Annotated in this window: 27 protein-coding genes; all 27 read right to left on the bottom strand. The window is 39.6% G+C overall.

Going from position 1 to position 20,312, the window contains the following annotated elements:
* A complete protein-coding gene (locus ACQSGY_RS04935; protein WP_427050920.1) occupies positions 1-348 on the bottom strand; it encodes a DUF952 domain-containing protein in 348 nt (115 codons plus the stop codon).
* A 280-nt stretch (positions 349-628) separates the two neighbouring features.
* Complete coding sequence (locus ACQSGY_RS04930) at positions 629-1,156, bottom strand: histidine phosphatase family protein (protein WP_427050919.1); 528 nt, start codon at positions 1,154-1,156, stop codon at positions 629-631.
* Positions 1,157-1,341: 185 nt separating this feature from the next.
* Positions 1,342-1,779 carry a GNAT family N-acetyltransferase gene (locus tag ACQSGY_RS04925; protein ID WP_427050918.1) on the bottom strand — a complete coding sequence of 146 codons (438 nt, stop codon included), beginning with the start codon at positions 1,777-1,779 and terminating at the stop codon, positions 1,342-1,344.
* A gap of 192 nt (positions 1,780-1,971) precedes the next feature.
* Positions 1,972-2,394 (bottom strand): GNAT family N-acetyltransferase, encoded by a 423-nt coding sequence (locus tag ACQSGY_RS04920; protein WP_427050917.1) that lies wholly within the window; start codon positions 2,392-2,394, stop codon positions 1,972-1,974.
* Positions 2,395-2,621: 227 nt separating this feature from the next.
* Positions 2,622-3,392 carry a nucleotidyltransferase domain-containing protein gene (locus ACQSGY_RS04915; RefSeq protein ID WP_427050916.1) on the bottom strand — a complete coding sequence of 257 codons (771 nt, stop codon included), beginning with the start codon at positions 3,390-3,392 and terminating at the stop codon, positions 2,622-2,624.
* A gap of 38 nt (positions 3,393-3,430) precedes the next feature.
* A complete protein-coding gene (locus ACQSGY_RS04910; protein WP_427050915.1) occupies positions 3,431-3,814 on the bottom strand; it encodes a nuclear transport factor 2 family protein in 384 nt (127 codons plus the stop codon).
* Between the two features lie 76 nt (positions 3,815-3,890).
* Entirely contained in the window at positions 3,891-4,694 is an 804-nt protein-coding gene (locus ACQSGY_RS04905) for a phosphotransferase (protein ID WP_427050914.1), read from the bottom strand.
* A 201-nt stretch (positions 4,695-4,895) separates the two neighbouring features.
* The gene (locus ACQSGY_RS04900; RefSeq protein WP_427050913.1) at positions 4,896-5,426 is read right to left on the bottom strand and encodes an AAA family ATPase; all 531 of its coding nucleotides are present in this window, start codon (positions 5,424-5,426) and stop codon (positions 4,896-4,898) included.
* Positions 5,427-5,628: 202 nt separating this feature from the next.
* On the bottom strand, positions 5,629-5,943 hold the full coding sequence (locus tag ACQSGY_RS04895) for a GrpB family protein (RefSeq protein ID WP_427050912.1): 315 nt from the start codon (positions 5,941-5,943) through the stop codon (positions 5,629-5,631).
* 14 nt (positions 5,944-5,957) lie between these two features.
* The gene (locus ACQSGY_RS04890) at positions 5,958-6,410 is read right to left on the bottom strand and encodes a hypothetical protein (RefSeq protein WP_427050911.1); all 453 of its coding nucleotides are present in this window, start codon (positions 6,408-6,410) and stop codon (positions 5,958-5,960) included.
* 191 nt (positions 6,411-6,601) lie between these two features.
* Complete coding sequence (locus ACQSGY_RS04885) at positions 6,602-6,721, bottom strand: NUDIX domain-containing protein (protein WP_353957318.1); 120 nt, start codon at positions 6,719-6,721, stop codon at positions 6,602-6,604.
* A gap of 96 nt (positions 6,722-6,817) precedes the next feature.
* Positions 6,818-7,393, bottom strand: a complete 576-nt coding sequence (locus tag ACQSGY_RS04880) for a dihydrofolate reductase family protein (RefSeq protein ID WP_427050910.1) — start codon at positions 7,391-7,393, stop codon at positions 6,818-6,820.
* A 91-nt stretch (positions 7,394-7,484) separates the two neighbouring features.
* Positions 7,485-7,586, bottom strand: coding sequence for a putative holin-like toxin (locus ACQSGY_RS04875; RefSeq protein ID WP_427051195.1), 102 nt, complete (start codon positions 7,584-7,586; stop codon positions 7,485-7,487).
* A gap of 158 nt (positions 7,587-7,744) precedes the next feature.
* Positions 7,745-8,149, bottom strand: coding sequence for a DUF4259 domain-containing protein (locus ACQSGY_RS04870; protein ID WP_427050909.1), 405 nt, complete (start codon positions 8,147-8,149; stop codon positions 7,745-7,747).
* A gap of 70 nt (positions 8,150-8,219) precedes the next feature.
* Entirely contained in the window at positions 8,220-8,549 is a 330-nt protein-coding gene (locus ACQSGY_RS04865; RefSeq protein ID WP_289376950.1) for a low molecular weight protein tyrosine phosphatase family protein, read from the bottom strand.
* 243 nt (positions 8,550-8,792) lie between these two features.
* Positions 8,793-9,617: a stalk domain-containing protein gene (locus tag ACQSGY_RS04860; protein ID WP_427050908.1), complete on the bottom strand. Its 825-nt coding sequence runs from the start codon at positions 9,615-9,617 to the stop codon at positions 8,793-8,795.
* 363 nt (positions 9,618-9,980) lie between these two features.
* Positions 9,981-10,475, bottom strand: a complete 495-nt coding sequence (locus tag ACQSGY_RS04855) for a GNAT family N-acetyltransferase (protein ID WP_427050907.1) — start codon at positions 10,473-10,475, stop codon at positions 9,981-9,983.
* 232 nt (positions 10,476-10,707) lie between these two features.
* Positions 10,708-11,220, bottom strand: a complete 513-nt coding sequence (locus ACQSGY_RS04850; RefSeq protein ID WP_427050906.1) for a GNAT family N-acetyltransferase — start codon at positions 11,218-11,220, stop codon at positions 10,708-10,710.
* Positions 11,221-11,514: 294 nt separating this feature from the next.
* Positions 11,515-12,282, bottom strand: coding sequence for a GNAT family N-acetyltransferase (locus tag ACQSGY_RS04845; protein WP_427050905.1), 768 nt, complete (start codon positions 12,280-12,282; stop codon positions 11,515-11,517).
* A gap of 340 nt (positions 12,283-12,622) precedes the next feature.
* Complete coding sequence (locus ACQSGY_RS04840; protein ID WP_427050904.1) at positions 12,623-13,210, bottom strand: M23 family metallopeptidase; 588 nt, start codon at positions 13,208-13,210, stop codon at positions 12,623-12,625.
* 323 nt (positions 13,211-13,533) lie between these two features.
* Positions 13,534-13,626, bottom strand: coding sequence for a putative holin-like toxin (locus tag ACQSGY_RS04835; RefSeq protein WP_007431380.1), 93 nt, complete (start codon positions 13,624-13,626; stop codon positions 13,534-13,536).
* Between the two features lie 260 nt (positions 13,627-13,886).
* Positions 13,887-14,561, bottom strand: coding sequence for a hypothetical protein (locus tag ACQSGY_RS04830; RefSeq protein WP_289373752.1), 675 nt, complete (start codon positions 14,559-14,561; stop codon positions 13,887-13,889).
* Between the two features lie 221 nt (positions 14,562-14,782).
* On the bottom strand, positions 14,783-15,424 hold the full coding sequence (locus ACQSGY_RS04825) for a YdcF family protein (protein ID WP_427050903.1): 642 nt from the start codon (positions 15,422-15,424) through the stop codon (positions 14,783-14,785).
* A 173-nt stretch (positions 15,425-15,597) separates the two neighbouring features.
* Positions 15,598-16,203, bottom strand: coding sequence for a hypothetical protein (locus ACQSGY_RS04820; protein ID WP_427050902.1), 606 nt, complete (start codon positions 16,201-16,203; stop codon positions 15,598-15,600).
* 175 nt (positions 16,204-16,378) lie between these two features.
* Entirely contained in the window at positions 16,379-16,711 is a 333-nt protein-coding gene (locus tag ACQSGY_RS04815) for a DUF3024 domain-containing protein (protein ID WP_427050901.1), read from the bottom strand.
* Between the two features lie 66 nt (positions 16,712-16,777).
* Positions 16,778-18,004, bottom strand: coding sequence for a tyrosine-type recombinase/integrase (locus ACQSGY_RS04810; RefSeq protein ID WP_427050900.1), 1,227 nt, complete (start codon positions 18,002-18,004; stop codon positions 16,778-16,780).
* 131 nt (positions 18,005-18,135) lie between these two features.
* On the bottom strand, positions 18,136-20,178 hold the full coding sequence (locus ACQSGY_RS04805; protein WP_427050899.1) for a B12-binding domain-containing radical SAM protein: 2,043 nt from the start codon (positions 20,176-20,178) through the stop codon (positions 18,136-18,138).
* Between the last annotated feature and the right edge of the window lie 134 nt (positions 20,179-20,312).

Raw genomic sequence — 20,312 nt, 5'->3', positions numbered from 1 at the left:
TTATACCATCTCTTCTAATTCTTTAGGTAATACAAATATCCCATTTTCATCCGGCTCGAAATCAAAAGTCTTTATTACAGAGTCCAGATTCAACTCACCATATATATGGGGATACTCTCTTCCTTCATTGTACAAATCTTCCCATCTGATTTCAGACTTAACTTTTGATTCGTCGATACATAGTATTATTAGTCCTTGTACTCCTCTGAAATTATAATTTGCAACAGATGCAATCTTCTCAATTGGAGAACAATGAATGAATCCTTCCTTCTCTAGCGACCCTCTATATGTACCATTCACTAATGCTGACTCCCAATCAGTTCTCGGAAGTGCATGTACGATAATCATGATAACTCCTCCCTATAAATAAGTGTATGCACCCATTACATAAATACTCGATTGCTTCTTTTTTAAAAAATTGGATAATCTCTCAACTCAATTATTTGATGCTCCATAAATTCCCCTAATGCATGTTTTAATTTACGGCCATTTATTTTAGCGTTTCCGTGTTCACGACCCAGCGCATGCTGGGTGTCCTCTGGACCAAGGACGAATGTCCGCAACGTGAAAATGATGTTAGGTGATGCCCAGGGGCTTCTTTGAATTACTTCCATTGCTTGCTACTTATCTACTTGAATTCATAAGCTTTATATTTCCCATTATCTGATGAGTACTTTAATACATTTTTGTCTTCCGGAATTCCTAGAAAATATGCTCCCATGCAACCTGTAGTGCAGCGATGTCCAGATATCAGTATATTTGTATTCTCACCACTAAATTTCTCTTCTGCGTCTGACATAAAATGAAAAACTCTCTGTATAAACATCTTAATTTCTTCTACACCCTTATACAGACTGGGGTCAGGTATTGAACCTGACATTATTACTTCTTCTCTTCGTAATCGATCCGCTTCTCCCAGATCAAATACATCAAGTCTTTTATCAATTACGGCCTTCAAGCCACTCACTATTTCAGCAGTTTGAATAGCTCTTTCTTGAGGAGAAGAAAAAACGTAGTCAAACTTAATCGATTTTAGCTCGTCTCTTAGTACCTGCGCTTGATGAATTCCTGCTTCATTTAATGGCATTCCCAGTCTACCTTGCAATCTACCCTCTTTATTCAAATCGGTTTGTCCATGTCTAACGATATAAATCATTCAAGTTTTCCTCCTTGAGATTACATAGGCCAATGTTTTTTGAATTCCGGGATTTATCTAACGTTGCTGTATTCATGAACTCAGAGGGGGATCTTCTGAATTACCTCGGGTCGAATTTCACCCAGCAGCCCCCACCTCCAAAGGAGACGCAAATATCCTTGTTTTATAGGCTTTATTAATTCTCTCTAGTACACCTTCTTTGTGAGACAATAAGACAATTTATCATAACCTTTGGACTCATAAAAATGATGCGCCTCTGTTCGTTGAAAGCCGGTATTTAATATGAGATAAGAAAGCCCCTTCTCTAAAGCATAATCTTCGGCATGTTTTAGAAGTTTAGATCCTATGCCTTTTTTCTGAAAATCTCCTCGTACAACAAGACCATTAATTTTCAAGTATCCAACTTCGTATTCCAATGCCATTGTTTGTACGACCGAAATACAACCTGCAACATTATTTTCAAACAGTGCTACGAATATTTTGTAGTTTTCATCCTTCTTCATTTTTGCAATCCGTTCGGAAATATTATCAAGATTAACGTTAGGACTTCCCAAGTCATTATTCCAAAGCGATACTATTTCAGGATAATCACTTTCTCTTACTTCACGAATTTTAATATCCATTGGTAACCTCCGATTTTCATTTTAATATCAAATAAATTGGCACTGCCCAAGAGTGATGGGGATGGTTTTCCCCGAAATATTTTCATCTTTTACCTTCACAACATTAAAACATAACTATGTCTGATAACGTTCCTGTTTTCATGACGTTCAAGCAGCCTGAGGCATACTACTTATAATTGTTTCTTCTCTTCCTCATTGTTTCTTTATGAATTGGATCATTCCTGCACCATAACTTTCATTTGGTCTCTCAATGAATCCAAATCTCTTATAAAATTCCTCTTTGCCTTTTGCTGACATGAGTCCCACTAAACTTCCTGCAGGATAAGCTCTTGTTATATGCTCCATAAGTTCCGTCATTATTTTACTGCCTAAACCTATCCTCTGATAGGAAGGTAAAATGATAATATCTTGGATATAAAAAGTAAAACCACCATCTCCTACGACTCTTCCATATCCTACGGTCTTCTCCTCATGCTCTATACAGATGGAATATAAAGTGTTCTTTAATCCAAGTTCAATGGCCTCTTTATCTTCAGGACTACCCCAACCCACGATTTCCCTTAGATTAATATAATCTTCTACATTAATTTGTTTTTTGAGTATTTTTAATTCCACTGAAATCACCTGCGATAAGTTTTATTGTTGTTGGATGTATATATATTATGCAGTGTAGACATCTCAGCTAACGTTTTGTATGGACGACGTCCTTCTCCTGGCCCCTTAGAGCCGCTGCTTATACTTGTGTGGCTTGCAGAACACCTAATGCAGTGACGTCCCAACGGGCTTAGTGAGCCAGATGTGGTTAGTTACTTCTCACAATGACTCGGAGCGTCAATATGGTGTTAGCGGGAGGAATTTCTGGAAGCAGCCATTGTCTTCAAGGCATTTTCAAAATAGTCATACACTTGATCTGCAATTCCCAGAAACTCTTCAACTGGTACACTGCTACTATCCAAATAACAAGCATACAGATACTCAACTAAAGCGGGGTCGATCTCGCAATAGTTTAATATAGCATTTTTCATCTTGGCCATGTCGTCTTCCCATACCCCTGTATCTTCTATAATCAACGAGTATAATGCACGAAGTAATCTCTTCGAGTAACCTTTAGTATATCTGGTTTTCATCGCGTCATCACTAGCATTAGATAGTGAACGACGTACACGATCCACTTCCTCCTTGGTATCTGTATTTAAATCTAAAATGAATTCTGGAGAAATGATGATCGGGGGTACCTTTTCACCAATGTCCTCCCCATATATGCAAACACAGATGATCTTAACCCAAAACCCCCAATCATTCGGTCTACTTAATACATCGTCAATCGAGCAAATGATCGTATCCATCTTCGTGACAAATGGGTATTCTTCCAAAAGCTTATCTTTAATATTTGACAATTTTTCGTAATCTATATCTTCAGGATTTGCACATACAATCGTAAAGTCTGCATCTGACTTAAAAGGTGTAGCCGTTCCTTTTGGAATCGAGCCGCACATATAAATGCTATGAATTTTATCTTTGAATTCGTTCAGGATATGCTCTACATACTTATCAACCAAATCCTTATATTCACTTTGTATCGTAATTTGATTTATAACTTTTTCTAATATCATATAGACTCCTCCTAAATGTCCTCAGCTGCCGAGGGAACTTAACTGTAATCCTCAATCAATACTAACTTTTCATCCTTCATCTGATAGATCGATTTCCCCTGAAGTTTTACGGATTCTCCCGCCTTCATTCCATTAGGTAAATCAACGGACAATATTCCTTCATAATCAATTTCAACTTCTGCTTTATCATCTGTAAAGGCAATGCTCTTAACCACTTGACATCTTTGCGAAAAGATCTGAGCTGACTGTTCTGCCAAGGCACGGAATTCTTCAATTCCCTGTGTTTGTGTATCTACATTACCGTTTGTAATGTTTTTAAAATGAACGCTTTCATGTAAAACATCTATCATTCCATCGATATTAAACGCATTGTACGCCTTTAAATATTGTTCAATAAGATCTTTTAATTTCGAATTTTCCATATTCAACTCACGCTCCTAAGTTTTAAACTATTGGTTTGCCTTGATTTCAGATACCGTTTGGCAGATAATTAAGAAATTACAATAATAAAGCATCTATGATTTGATGGAATTTCATTCTATCCTCGTCTAATTCTGAAATTCCATAGCCTTTAATAAACTCCTCTACTTCTTCTTTCCTATCAGTATAATAAGTAAGACTCTTTACCAAGTAATAAATATCATAATATGCATCTGATATTCCCGCTCCTCCTAGATCAATAAATGCTTCAATACGCCCTTTATTTATCATTACGTTTCCTGAACCATAGTCACCATGGGTAAAAACTAGCTCCTCCTCCGACGCTTTATTCATCTCCAATAAATCAGTCAGTTGCTCAATTGTATAGTTAGGAAAAACGTTATTAACTACATTAATAACTTCATCTTTTCTCTCTTTAATATTCTTTCTTACTAGATCAATAAGTTTTTTCGGTGAAAAATCATCGAAAGGACAATTATTGATGGGGACATTATGTATTGTTCTTAAACCTTCTCCTAAAATATAACCTAGACTTTTTTGCCCTTCTCCCTGCTGATATTCTTCCGCAGCACAACCTTCTATATAGGTCATAACTATGTATTCTTTTCCATTCTCCACCTGATAGCTGATCACCTCTGGGGCCGGAATTATCCCATTTACCCATTTTAGTCTTTCTGCTTCGTCCATTAAACTTCCAGAGTCTTCAACGTTCTTTTCTTTTAATACATACTTTAGAGAATTACTAAACTCTAACATATATAAGGACTGATAATCTCTTCCTTTTTCAATGATTGTAGTTTTAATCAACTTCTGTGATAAATCCATTAATTTACTCGGTAATAACAATTGATTTTTTATCATTTTGTACCCCTTAATTCTTTTGTATTTGCGCTGATTTTCTATAACGTTTATGTATTCACGAACCCGAGAGCCTTAAGTGGAGCGGAGCGCAACAAGTTGTCAGACTTAGGCTCGCAGGGTTGTTAGCAGTATCTACTTCTCTGCCAATAACCTCCGCTGACTAAGGGAAGGATGACCCAATTCGTTAATGCAGTGTTATTTTCATTCATTTATATATTCCAAAACTTTTGGAAAGTAATCTGCGATTGGTTTCGATGAATCTACCACTATATACTTCTCTCCTTCTGGTTTTTTACTGTTTTTTATAGCCCTATAAAATCCTTCTTCTGATGATGGTGCTTCGATTTGACTCAGAAGTCTTTCTCGATTTTTTAATCGATTTCGTATTATTTCAATGTCTTCTATATAACATTCCACATACTTATATCTCTTTTGGTGTTTTCTCGCTAATTCAAATCCGGTTTCTAATACATTACTGTACAAACAAGGACTATCCATAATGACACTGTGTCCATTCGATAAATAAAAATCCACCAACGACCAATCTACATCATAGGATAGTTGTCCTATCGCTCTACCTTCCAACGTATTCCCTTGCAGTGATAACGATTTCATAATTGCTGTTTTGGTAATGTCATGATCCACAATGACAGCTCCGGTTGCTTGACTAATCTGTCTTGCTAGTGTTGACTTTCCTGATCCTGGGAATCCCGACATCTGTAAAAAGAACATACTTACACCTCTATCTTCAAATGTAGTATCGTGAGTCTTTTGGATAACGTTCCAGCATTCACGAACCCCAAAGGCTCAAGGCGACGAAGTCGCCGGGTAGCTCTGCCACTTAGCCTAGCAGGGTTATCCGCCAGAAACCTCTTCCTTGAAGATGCACCTCGCGAACCGAGGAGCCGTCAGGCTACGACGCGTGAATGGAAGGTCATCTAAAGTCATTGCCATGAGAATACCTACAAATCTGTTTTTCCCGGTCAAAATCTAAGACTGATATCTGAATATCTATAATGGGTTTTGCATCAATTCCTTCGATTGATGTTGAGCCAATATGATCAATTCGAAGAGCAGTATTTCCTAATGAATTTCTTAAATTCGATCCTAGTTCAATAAATAATGTGCGCCCGAAATCGATGTGTCCGACTGCCTCCACTCCCTCGAACTGCCCCTGTCGGACCGAGAGCTGAACGACCCAAAGCGTGAACACTTTGTTATACAGAATTTTTGCTTCTCGAATAAACATTCAAATCATGCTTATTATTTCAAATTAACACCACAAGTTTTTAATTGATTTATTATGTTTTCATATGAGTAGTCATCCCAAATAATAAGATAGTATTTTTTCCTTTTTAATTTCTGTAATGCACCGAGTCTATGATTACCATCATTTAATTTAAAATTACCATTTCTGTTTTCCGCAATTAATGGAGGCATGTCCCACCCAGCTTCTAATCTATTGCAGATTTGATCAATGTTGTAGTTCCACCAGTTAATATCCTCCACATATTCTAAATGTTTTTCTGGTCCAACAACTCTTTCCATATATTTTATATCAATTTCAATAGGTCCTAACCAATAGCGTTTTTTCTTTTTTAATTCCTCTGACATGACTATGTTGTTGCCTTCTCCATTCAAAAAAAGATGAACCCACGTTTCTATATCATTGGCCCGAGCATACTCATTAGCAGCGCTCAAAGTAAATAAACTCATATATTCACTCCTTATGTATATTATTAAATTTAACGAATTTCGTATAACATCTAATTTATGTATCTGTATATACAACATATCCCGGAGATATGTGAATTACGTATATGATACCCTAAAGTGTGATATTTGCGAAGAAAAAATTGGTGGAAAAGGGAGGATTACTCGGTAATCAGTCCCACAGCGAACCGTACTCACCTGAGGAGTTGGACGGCCAAGCCTGTTTCTTCATAAACTTCTCTTCTCCGTCCATCTACTATGGATTCGTAGAGTTCCAATCTGCCAACTGGCAGTTCCAGTGACTCCTTATTCATGACGCGACCCAGCCCTAGATAGCTCCTATCTTAGGCTGGGTCGTATGTTATCTTGAACTATCTTTACCGGTTAGTAATCTACTTTAGGTGACACGGTTATCTTATCGTCTGGTAAGCAAGACCTAAGGCTCCAGAATCAAAGGTCTTGTTTTCAATCAGTTTAAGATTGACCTTCTCCTTGATACCTTGGAATAACGGCAATCCCTTACCGATCAGAACGGGAGAAACCGTAATTTTATACTCATCAATTAAATCAAGCTGCATAAGGTGGTGTGCGAACCTGGGGCTACCGAGGATGACCATGTCCTTGCCTGGCTGCTGTTTGAGGTTCTTGATCTCTTTCTCGACATCTTCTTTCACCAGTCTTGAATTGTTCCATTCGACTTTATCCAGCGTTGTGGAAAAAACGATTTTGGCTGTCTTTTCGATCCACTTGGCATGATCCCGTTCATGTTGCGAAGCAGATGGATCAGCAGGCACAGATGGCCAGTAACTGTACATCATCTGATAAGTCCCCCGCCCCCAAATGACAGTGTCGGCCGTACTCAGAATTTCTTTTGCATGCTTTTCCAAATCAGCATCATATGAAACCCAACCAATGTCCATTTCACCATTCGGCCCTTCTACAAAACCGTCAAGCGAAGCATGCAGAAATAAAACGAGTTTTCTCATTTTCAGTTCTCCTTTGTTCATGAGGGATTTCAACATAATACATTAACTACATTTTAATAAAATTCAACCTGGATGTGTTTCTTATACATTGCTAATGGAATATTCTACTCATCCACAAAAATACCTCTATTAAATGTGCAAGAATAAATGTTCCAAATAAAAGCATCAGAGTCATTATATCTTTCACTTCCATGGTTTCACATAACGTTCCTGTATTCATGAACCCCCGAAGGGGTTGACTGCTGAAATTCCTCTTTGAAACCCCTCCCGCAGACCAAGACTTCGAAGGATACGTCGCTTGAACTTCTTGTTATGTGAAGTTATCTCTGCTTGAAAAGCTATCCATTTCCTTTACAATCGATTCTCTAAGTCATTTATTGTATTTAACCAGATTGGATATTCTTCTGATTCTTCCCATAGCTCTTTTAGTTCTGATTCTTTCTTGATTTTCTTAACTGCTCGTTTAGCTTTTGAAATGAGTTTTTTTCCTTTACCCTTATTTGTATTGATCCAGTCATATAGATCTCCAGTATTACTTTGATTATTCAATATCTCTTTCCCAGGTCTACCTTGTAATGCTGCAAGAATTTCAATTGCCCCTAGAGCATTTGAAGCTAAATCTGACTCAATATATTCATCTTCCAATACTTCTTCAATCGTCTCTTCAATGAATTCGATGCCATCAGAATCAAGTAAATCTGCCTTCCAATCTAATACATCATCGTTCTCAAAAATTCCAGTTCCCCATGCTCCCATCAATTAACCTCCAATAAGTGTCATTATGTTTTAAAGCTCTTTTCATGTCTTGTTAATATTTCAAATTTAGTTATTCGGGCACTTCAATATGTTCTGATACTCTTGACTTCAATATTTCTATTAATTCTTCATCCATAAATTGATAATCGTCCGGGATATCAAGACAGATTAATCGTTTATTCTTTAGGCTGATTGGAAATTTATCTTTAAGCCTTCTCGTATGCTTCTTCTCCATTACAAAAATTAAGTCTGACCACCCAATGTGTCCTTCAGTTACCTTAATTCTCGCTCCTTCTTCCGTTCCAGCCGATCTTACTTCATAGTCATTGTATTTATCAAAAATCTTCTCAGCAGTTAAACTACGCCATTTATTACGACTACAGATAAAAAGTAATTTAATGTTTTGTCACCTATTCCTTTATGATCTTTGATAATTGTTCTCCCTGATGCGGATGGATTGGGTAATGCCTTGATGGCCAAAATAGCAAATCAGCTATATCTTAATGGGGTAAAGCCAAGATATACGGTTCAGTACTTGGCCCTCATGGTTCCACAATTACTAGTCAGTATAAATATATGGATGTGTACCAAAATATTCTTCGTCACATTTCGATGTGGAGCCGTCTTATTCTTTTAAGTAGTGTTACGGATTGAATACTTCATTGACCAAGGAGAAATCTACCCCATCCACTTTCCAGCCTTTATTGGTATATACAAGCTTAGCTGTTCTGTAGAGTGTTTCATTAGGAGCATATTTAGAATCAGGACCCGAAGACTGACTTAATTTGGCGGTATTGGTGTTGGTATAACTGATGGCCGATTGATAAACGGTTGTAAATTTAAAATCATATTTCAACCCTTTGCTACGAATGATTTCATTGATAAATTTATCCGTAAAATATGGGCTGAAGGTCGCTCGGATTTGCTTAATCGAAGATAGATCCGTTGCTTCATTTAATTTGTTTACGAATACCTGTCTTTGCTTATCCGTGAGCTTATCCGTGATTTTTTTTGCAATCGGAATTTGAACTTGTGGTTTTTGTATGGTTACTTGGAGTTGCTTCCCATCTAACGTGATCGTCGCCTGACTCGCTTGTTGATTCCAGTTTACCTCCGCTCCTAAAGTTTGACTTACAAAACGAGCAGGTACATATGTGGAATTGTAATTTAGTTCTGCTGGAACATCCAATACAATCTCCGATTGATTAAGCATTACTTTATTAGAATTAATGGTGAGAACCATTTCTGTATTTTCTTTAGCAATCGTAATGGTTTTTTGTTGTTGATTCCATTTCACATCTGCCCCGAGGTTTTCAGAAACAGCTCTTAGCGGGATAAGTACTCGATTGTTTTTTAAAATACCGCTGTCTATGGTGATTGGTGTATCAGCAGCAAAGCTGGATGAGCTGAAGTTAGGCAGGATAAGCATATAAGCTGCCAGCATTGTAAAAGATATTTTCTTGAACATATGTATCACTCCTAAAATTAGGATCATTTGCAAGTTTAGACGCGATACATAGAGAAAATGTTTCTATTTGGATAATAGAACTTCAAATTAATGTAGTTTATATAAAAATTACCTTTTACAAGAACTTAATCATGTCCGCCAAAAAATCATCAAGGACTGGAATCAAGCATTTTGTAAATTCTCTGATTAAACTCCACCTACAACTTTAAGCTTTAACTTTTTCATCTGAAGTATTCCCTACTCTAACGTGTTCAAAATATAATTTCAGTCACAGTATTCCCCTCCGAATCTTCTTCTAACTTCGTTCCGGAACGAGGACGAACGCCCAATGCGTGAATACTTTGTTATGTGAGGTATGACTCTTCATGGAGTTACTGAAGAAAATGTTTGAATCGGTCCTTCCCAATCATCATCTCTTATTTCCAAGTAGTTTCCATTCGTATACCTTTCAATTGTCTTTCTCCAAAATGCCTGAGCTGGCGTATTTGCTTCTATCTGAGCAACTTTCCAATGACCATTGAAGTTATCAAATAATTCATAGGCAACAAACTGCCCGACTCTCATTCTTCTATATTTCTTCATAACAAAAAACTCTGCCATCCAGTATACAGTTTGATCAGATTCATTTTTCCCAATATCTCTAACAAGAGCAAAACCAGCTAATTTATCATCTACTTTGATCAAAAATGGATATCTTCCGTCTTCTGTCCAATAATGATCTAAGTACTTGTACTCATAAAGTCCATTTGAGTTTAAATCATCATCAGGATCAAACTCACTAAAATCATATTTATATAATTCAAGAAGATTCCGTAAAATAGATTTTTGTTCGTATTCAACTTTATGTATTGTAATCATCAAAGTCTTCTCCTTTTGTAGCCTTTAGTCATCTTTCAAATAACGTTTCTGTATCCACGACGACCCACCGACTTAATGGACTGACGGAAAAAGTCGCGATGCGGTTACTCATTGCGGCTTTTTCCGCCTGAATCCAGCTTCCCAACTACTCTCCTTCTGGCGGACCGAGGAGCCGTCAGGCCCCGATTCGTGGATATGATGTTATATGATTGGAATGCCTACTTCGAATTGCTTAACAGTTTTTCGGAATCTCAAAAGTTTGTGAAATCACTTTTTGTAGTCCTAAGCCATCAATCTCAATAGTCTCTTGTTCTTCGAAGTAATCAATATTATGCTCCTCATAATATTTCTTCCAAAATCTCACTGCTGGTTTATTTTCCACGAGTTGACCGATACTAATTTTTCCTTTTAATTGCTTAAATACTTTCTCTATTCCTAACGAAGCAATTCGATTACCACGATATTTCCTTAATAAAAATAATTCCTGTATTGTAAAATCAACTCCTTCTGGAACAAACGGAGGCGCACAAACTAATATGAAGCCGATTGGTTTCCCCAGATGCATAACAAAAAATGGATGCAACTCCTCTCTCTCTAGATACAGGTAAGTATTTGTTGGATCAAATTTCCCATCATCTTTCGGATCTTCACAGGTATATTCTGATAAGTCATACAAATATAAATTATACAAATTCAAAAAAGTATCCGCTTGATCTTTTGTTATTTTTGTAATCTCAATATCCATTCGATATGACACCTCTTTTTTATATTCTTTTTTTATAACGTTTCTGTATCTACGAACCCGAAAGGCTTAAAGTAGCAAAGCGAATGAGTGGCTCCGCCACTTAGCCTTGCAAGGGTGTCTGCCTGAATCTACTTCTTCGAAAATCCTCGGGCAAACCAAGGAGCGATAGCGACGCGGCGTAGATATATTGTTATAAGATGTATCCGCCTTCTTTGAATTACTTTCAATTATTTTCTTTGCAACACTCAACTACCGTGTCCTGTTATCTTAACGCCGTCCCCATAGTGTGACTGTTTATATAGAGTACACTTCGTATTCTTTTTCCATTTTGTAACCTAATTTTTCTGCAAGAGCAACTGACTCTAAATTGGCTGCGTCCCAGTTTGGGTGGATATTTCGGCTCAGACACTCAAGAATCAATCTTGATGCGCAAGCTAGTGCCAAACCTTGGCGCCTGTACAAGGGATGTGTCCCAATTGTAACTTCAATACACCCTTCATGATAAGTATAAGAAGAAGCACCGGTAATAATCTGATTATCCTTGAGGATAACAAATCCAATTCCATGCTGCATAAATTCTTCTAAGGAAGAGAAGAAACAACAACAATCTGCCATAAAGGGATCTTGCAGTACCATTGGGTAAATATGTTCATCTATGGGTACGATTTTGAAAGCAGTATCTATCCTTTTTATGTTCTCTTCTAACTGTTCTACTTGGAAAGTCGGTTCTTTCTTAAAGGAATACCGGTTAAACTTTTGGAATGAATCCGAGTAATGTTGAGATAAAAGGGATATCCAAGAAAACTCATTTGTAATTATGATTTTCCCCCTGCATTCTTCAAGAACAAACCGCAATGGAACATCTACTTCTTTCAAAGCTTCGACACTTCCAAGTAAGAATGCGAAATCTCCTGCAATAATTACGGAGTACGCAGGCTTCTTCTTACTGTCAATCCATGTCCTTCCTATCTTTCCTTCTATATTTGCAAAAAGAACTGTATTACTTATACCGCTGCATAAAAAGCGAACAGTCTCGAACTCATTCTTCGCTAATTCTAACACCAATTATCCCCCCACATCTAAGCAATTTGCACTTAAAAATTACTGATAATCTACACTTTACCATACAGATAGCTCGTTGAAGTTCAAAAATGTATTAAGCTGGTTTAACTTAAAGTACATCTGAGCTTTGATGAAAGTTTTTTTTCTTTAAGGCTATTTCATCTAGCGTTGTTTGTTCACAAACCCTAACTGACTTAAGCACGTAAGCGCGTGTCCGACGGACTTAGCCAGTGCAGGGTTGTCCTGCTGTCATCTCTTCCCCGAAATTCCTTTGCCGGACCGAGGGGCGGATACACCGATGCGTGAATACTTTGTTATATGTTGTTGGACCATCTTTGAGTTAACATAAATATAGTCTTTCTCCAAATTCCTTCATCTGGGTTCCCATTCTCTGCAAGTCAAATCGGATTTGTAATGGAGTATCACCAATCCATGCCCCCACATGAATATGTGGATTTCTGGAATATCCATTGTTCCCAGCTTTCGCAACTACTTGACCAGTCGTGATGATGTCACCTTCTTCAACGCTTATATCCATTACATGGGCATAAGTAACAAGAACACCATCTTCTCTTGCAAATACTATAAAACTTGCCCTTCCTGGTGTTAAAGTTCCGGGATTATTAGTTATCGGATTTATAAATATAGATTTCACAACTCCATCGAATGGAGCTAGTACATCAGCACCCCATGTATACCAATTCTCATTGAGCATACCGTCACCATCATACATTCGCATCCATCCGTCTTTGAATCTGGTAATCATGCAATCTCTACCTAATGCATCACCTATGTACTCGTACTGCCCTTCGGGATGTTCAATTGTTAGAAACAAATGATTGAATACAGGATTTATAATCACTTCAGAGATATTCATATCTTTCATCCTTTCTTCATTGATTTGCAAAAAGCATTGTCCCAATTGCATCTAACGTTTCCATGTTCACGAACCCCGAAGAGGTTGTCTGCTGAAATCCCTCTTCGCAATTCACCTCGCAGACCGAGGCTCCAAAGGAGCCGCAGCTTAAATATGTTATATAATGGAAATTCTTCTTTGGCATTGCTTACTATCCGCTCTATTTCATTGCTCTTTTTATTTTGATTCATCTTTTCAGTTGTGTTATCATATTCTTAAATAAAGACCAAGTGCTGCGAACACTTGGTCAGTACAATTGGCTTGGATGGTTAATCCCTTCTTAAGTCAAGTCAGGACAAAAACCCACCTTTGGCTCTCAACCTTGGGGTGGGTTTTTACTTTCTCTTGTTGTTATTGATGTACGTTAAAAGTGCAAGAATAAATGTTCCGAATAATAGCATTAGGGTCATCGCATCTTTCACTTCCATGGTTTCACCTCCTTTCGAAGGGAAACCATACCCACCCAAGATTCAATTGTATCTATATTTTACCTATGTTTACATCTACGTACAAGTGTTCTTATCTGCTTTCTTGCATTTTCCCTTTTCTATTTGTTGCACATCATTTCTATCATATAACGTTCCTGTATTCACGACGTCCGGCGAAGTCGGATGTGTCTGCTGAAACGCTTCCACAAAATTCATCCAGCAGACCAAGGCTCCAAAGGAGCCGCAGCGTGAATATTATGTTATAAGATGGTCGGGCCTTCTTTGAGTTTACTCGCACAAGATGCTTTATTCTCCCTCAACCAATGAACCATAAAATCAAACAACTCTATCGAATGTCTATGAGTACTCTTACAATTTGGTAATTCACTTTTTATCTTTCTTACGTTGGTCTCAATTTCATCTGATTCAATAAAACAAACTAATCCTGGGCAAAAATTATCTAGTGCTTGAAAATATCTCTTTTGGGGCTCAATAAATCTTAAATTCTGTTCAAATCCTCTTCTCAATCTAGTCTCATCACTTGCTTTCCTTTGTCTCAGATTAGTTTCCTGTGTGTGTAGAATAAAATATTTGTCAGGGAACCCTAGCTTCCTTTGATTCAATAGTGGTCTATAAAAATTTTCAACAAATTCTAATGACTGCCCATCAAATAACGTAAAATCAAAAGCCCAATTGTACCAAAACGGCTGATATAAATCGATATCAATAATCACTAAACCATCTTTTTCTTTCTCGGTCGCAATCTTCCATCGATCTACCTGCCTCTCAAAAAACCATTCTGGATAAACTAATTCTGGCTTTTCCCACCATGCTGCGACCTCAGGAATATGAAATGATCCATTTTGATTTGCAAGCGTCGCAGATGTTGTAGTTTTCCCCGCAGCACTTGCTCCCTCAATACTAATAATTGTCATTTGTTTAGATTCTCCTTATTTCCTTTTGCCCGACTTTCTTATAACGTTCCCTGTATCCACGACGTCCCACCGACTTAAGCCCCGCCAGGGGCGCCCGCGATGCGGATAGTCGGTGCATATGTGTCCGCCTAATTCGACTCCCCTGCTACTCCCCTTCGGGCGGACCGAGGAAACGTAAGGCTCCGAAGCGTGGATATGATGTTAGGCGAAGGATATGCCCTCTAGATCAAACAATCAATAATCTCTTTCGATTTTGTATATTTAACTAATCTATAAATTTCATTCATTACACGTGTCTTTCCTTTGTCATTTGTCCACCAATTGTCAGGACGTGTATTGGTATCTAAAACTCCACATAAGCTATACTCAATCCATTCAGGCATAAAGGTTTTCATCGATAACAAACAACGTCTTAAGTGAAAATAATTAGTAACTAATAAAATTCTTTTTATATTTTTCAACCCATAGTATTCTTCTAACAGATCTTTTGTGTATATAATATTTTCTGCTGTGTTTGTTGATTTTGTTTCAAGTAAGATATCCGATTCACTAGCCCCTAGACTTATTGCAGCTTTTTTCATATTTAGTGCTTCTGGTGGGTCAGACTGACCACCTGACATAACAATTTTTTTCGCTCTACTATCATTTAATAGTTCTACTGCTTTTGGCACTCTGTATTTAGGTGCTGTTTTACTTCCAAAAACCAAAATGATATCCCCTATTTGTCCATCGTCATCAAGGTTCTCAAAGATAATCTTATTTATAGTTGAGTGTTCTAAATCTTCTAAGTTTAATTGAGATAAATACATATACTCCTCCTTGGTATAATTTGCATATCTTTCGCCTAACGTTCCTGTATCCACGAAATCCCACCGACTTAAGCGACCAACGGGAGCGACCGCAAAGCGGTTAGTCGGTGCGGATGTGTCCGCCTGATTCCACTTCCCTACATATGCCTTCGGGCGGACCGAGGGGCCGGTAGGCCCCGAAGCGTGGATATAATGTTAGCTGATGTTCCTGACTTCCTGGAATGCATTCAAGAATAATCGTCTTTTAAGAACCATTGAAGCATTCTTTGCTTCATTCGATTAGCTATTTCTTCATCTCTTACCTTAATCCATTTGTATAATGGTTCTTCTATAAATCCTAATAAGTCCTTTTTGCATTTCTCTAGTCCCTCTAATAGTTCTTTATAGGTAAACCTAATACTAAATAATTCTTCCTTTTGTATTTCTGGATCATCTGACCATACTAAGACATAATCTTCATAATATTTAATTCCAGGTGACGGGTCATGCCCTAGCCATGGGCTTTGATTGGCATTAATAGTATTAGTGATAGTTTGAAATTCCTCAAGCCCACAACAACAGCTAGGCATTATAAACGTTTCTTCATCCTGTATAAAAGTAACCCCACCTAATATCGCTACTTCATCTTCCTCCAATAGCTCATTAAATGATTTTTTAAAAGACTGCGATGCATCAATGCCGTTGTAGCCAAATAAGTGCAATAAAAATAATTCAACTTCAGCTGTACTACTTTTTGAGGATAACAAAGTGAACTCCTCTCGAGTCACCTCATTCTCAATCCATAAAGGTTTATCGTAGTAAGGTTCTCGAATTACTGGTTTTATATATGGCATCTGGATATTCACCTACTTGAGTTCTTTGTATCAATTTCAGCTAACGTTCCTGTATTCACGAACCCCAAAGGGGTTGTCTGCTGAATTCCCTCTTCGAAATCCACCTTGCAGACCAAGGCTCCATCGGAGCCGCTGCTTGAATATGATGTTATGAGATGTCATTGACCTCTTCGAATCAACCCCAAAACATTCCGTTATGCCCCTCGTCCACTATCTTTAATTGTGTTTCAAAATCTTCATTCGGTTCGATATCATCTATGAAATGCCATTTATTTTTACTATCTTGCCAATAGACTTTCCATTTGCTTTTTTCATCTATTCTGAACTGAGCTACTGGCATCTGCACCCATATGTCACTTTTGTAGCCTTGTCTTTCTTCTATTAGTGTCACATTTTTTCCTCTGATCTTGTAACTGACTTTAATCTGGTTCTTCAAATGAACTGGTACTTTGTTTTGTGTGTAACTGTCCATAATTTTCATAATCCGCTTCTTCGTAAAATCATCCATTTATGGCTCTCCTCTCTTATCCGTTTTACTCTGTTTATATCACAATGATGTCTCATAACATCTTATTTATGTACTTCGTAAATGCCACCCATTTAACGTAATATATGAACTACGTATATGATAACCTACGGGGTGATATTTGCGAAGAAAAATTTGGTGAAAAAGGGAGAAGTTTGAGTTACTCAATCTCCCATATCCATACGATTCAGCGGGCTTTGAATACGCTGGATATTTTTCGTGCTCACATGCGTATATCGCTGTGTGGTTTGTGCACTCGTATGACCAAGAAGCTTCTTGTATATAGCGCAGGTCTGTTCCGTTTTCCAGCAAATGCGTGGCGAAAGAGTGCCGCAAAGCATGGATGCTACACTTTTTTACAATACCGGCCTTTAGTCTAGCTTCTTCAAAAACCTTTTGCACACTGCGCTCGGTAAGATGTCGATCCGAAGTTTTTCCCGGAAATAGCCAGCGATCGGGTCGATACTCTGCGATGTATTTCTGCACCATGTTCCAAGCAAGATTAGAAAGAAGCGTTCTCCGATCCTTCTGACCTTTTCCCTGCCTTACAATAATGGTTTGCCGCTCAATATCCATATCACTATAGCGTAGACGAACGACTTCGCCGACACGAAGCCCTGCCGAATAGGTGAGATACAGGATTGTCTTATGCTTGAGATTATTTACGGATTTAAGTAATTGGGTAACTTCTTTTTCGGACATGACATTGGGCAGCTTCGTCTGCTTTTTGGGGCGTATGTATTGAATTTCAGCAGGATGATGGAGCACATATTTACAATAAAATGGGATCGCACTAATCGTCTGATTAACACTGGAATGAGAGATTCCACGCTCAAGCAGATTCAAACAATATGTCTGGACATGAGATGCACGGATTTCTGTATCGATCTGAGGAAGACTGGCCACAAATCGTTCAATCTGATTACAGTATGCTTTAATCGTTTTGCGACTGTATCCTCTTAATTTCAGCGCTTGCTGCAAATCATCTCTTTTCCATTGTGTTTGCTCTCCACTTAACTTCCAGTTTCTCAATATGTCGCTCTCCACCCACAACTCCGCGGAAATCTCTACATCTAGCGCATCAAAGTGCTTTGTAAACTCCTGAAGAGATACCTCTGAGTAGGGGATGATCCAGCGTTTTGCATCAGCCTCCCACCTTCTCCCTGTTACCTGACGAATTCGCTGAATATGCACCGTATTATATGGAATTTGAACATGCAGTGAATCGGCCGAACCTTTAGTTAACATGATGGCAGCTTCTGTTTTGTTCTTCATACGGCATTCTCCTTCAGCTCAATTGGATATATGAGTTCTATTGAATTTGGAAAATAAAAAAGGAAGATCATTTTCATCCCGTAAAGGAATCCAATGATCTTCCAATGCTTTTGGAAATATGGCCGCTGCACCTACATGGCAGCGGCTTCTTCTCCCAGCGGCAGCGTGTAATACTGCGCCTGCTGGTCTTCATGCTGCTGGTATACGACGACCAGCAGCGTTTGGCCTTTCGCGGCAAGCGGGCTGGCGCCAGCTAGCACACGCTCAAGCCGGAACGGAAGCACGTCCAGTACGGCGTGCTTCTGCAGTTCCTTTTCGCCGAGTCCCAGATCGGCGAAAGCACGGGCACCCATGACCGTCTGTGCGGTCATGGCCGAGGTCATCGGCAGCGCACGCGAAGCGCTGCCGTGCCCCATGTCCGCCGCTCCATCCGCGGCGGACGGAGCCGCGTCGCGCGCTGCAAGCGACGCAGCATCCCCGCCATGGCTGCCGATCACACCCGCCGCATCCGCGGCAGTGTCCTCTCCGGCAGCCGCCGAAGTTCCCGCAGCGGCCGTTCCACTTGCGCCGCTGCTTTCCAGCCATGCCGAGCCAGAGGCACCGGCAACACGCGGCAGACGAACGTCTTCTGGACGTTCAGCCAGCATTTTCATATAACCCGCCCATTGATCCTTCTGGAGCGCATCGTCCCACCAGATTTTACGCGGCTTGTACTTGTGACCGAGGAAATAATCGAGCTTCATCAGGCCCAGCACGATATCCATATGCGGCGTGTTCCGGGACTCTAGGAAGCTGTGCAGACGAGTAAACAAATCCTCCAGCTGGTGACCAATCTTCTGCCAGCCCTGACCCTCCCAGTAATCGCCAAACGCCTGGAAGAAATCAAACGGCGAATCAAACTCCTGCTCCATCAAATACTTAAGCGTATGATCCATCCGGTGTGCGTTCCAGTATTTCTCCAGCACATCCTCCAGGCGTTTCAGGCGAACGATGTCGCTGAACGGCAGCACGTCACTGCCCAGAATTTCATACGGCGCGTGATCCATGTACGTATAGTTGTATTTGTCTGCATCCAGACGCAGACCCGTACCGCGCAGCATTTTGAGGAATCCGAGCTGCAGCTCTTCCGGCCCCAAAGCAAACACATCGTTAAACGTCTTGCGGAACGTATTATAATCTTCCTCCGGCAAGCCTGCGATCAAATCCAAATGCTGGTCGATCTTGCCGCTGGCTTTGACCTTGTTCACCGTACGGCTCAGCTTGGCAAAGTTCTGGCGGCGCTTCACCAGTTCATTCGTCGGATCATTCGTAGACTGCACCCCGATTTCAAAACGGAAAATACCCGGCGGCGCATTCTCTGCCAAATAGTCAAGCACCTCAGGACGCATGATATCAGCTGTAATTTCAAACTGAAACACCGTACCCTGATGATTCTCGATCAAAAATTTAAACATCTCCATCGCATAATCCCGTTTAATGTTAAACGTGCGATCCACAAACTTGATCAGCTTCGCACCCTTCTCAATCAGGTATAGAATATCCGACTTCGTCCGCTCGATATCGTAATACCGCACGCCAACCTCAATACTGGAAAGACAGAACTGACAACTAAACGGACAGCCCCGGCTGGTCTCGAAATAAACCACACGTTTCCCGAGATCAGGAATATCCTCTTCAAAACGATGCGGTGACGGCAGATCGTTCAAATCGGCTTTTGGACGCGCAGGCATGAGAATGACCTCTTCCCCTTTGCGATACGCCAGTCCGTAGACAAAATGGAACTTCTTACTTCCCTCCAGCTCCGTGAGCAGCTGATGCAGCGTTTCTTCCCCTTCACCCATGACGATAAAATCGACATTGGGAATCCGGTTCATCCAATATTCGGTGTCGTACGACACCTCCGGCCCGCCCAGCAAAATTTTCACCTCAGGCATAACCTTTTTTAAATTATCAATCACCTTGATCGTCTCTTCAATGTTCCAGATGTAACACGAAAACCCAATCACATCCGCCCCGCGCTGGTACAGATCGGACACAATATTCATGACCGGGTCTTTGATCGTATACTCCGCGAGCTCAATATCAAAATCCTTCTCACTGTATGCCTTCAAACACCGCAGCGCCAGCGAGGTATGGATGTACTTTGCATTCAAAGTCGATAGAATTACCTTCATGATTCACAACCTTTGCCTGGACACCCAGACCATATTTTTTTGGGAAAAGTAAAGCCCCACAGCCATCCTCCCCCGGATGCTGTTCAGACAAACCTCTAATGCAAGTCCGAGCCCTATCTAAGGCCACACTTGCA

It is taken from the genome of Paenibacillus sp. TC-CSREp1 (genome assembly GCF_050171015.1).
In the GTDB taxonomy this organism is placed as follows: domain Bacteria; phylum Bacillota; class Bacilli; order Paenibacillales; family Paenibacillaceae; genus Paenibacillus; species Paenibacillus silvae.
The sequence above is the reverse complement of the archived record's forward strand: the minus strand, read 5'-3'. Positions and strand labels throughout refer to the sequence as shown.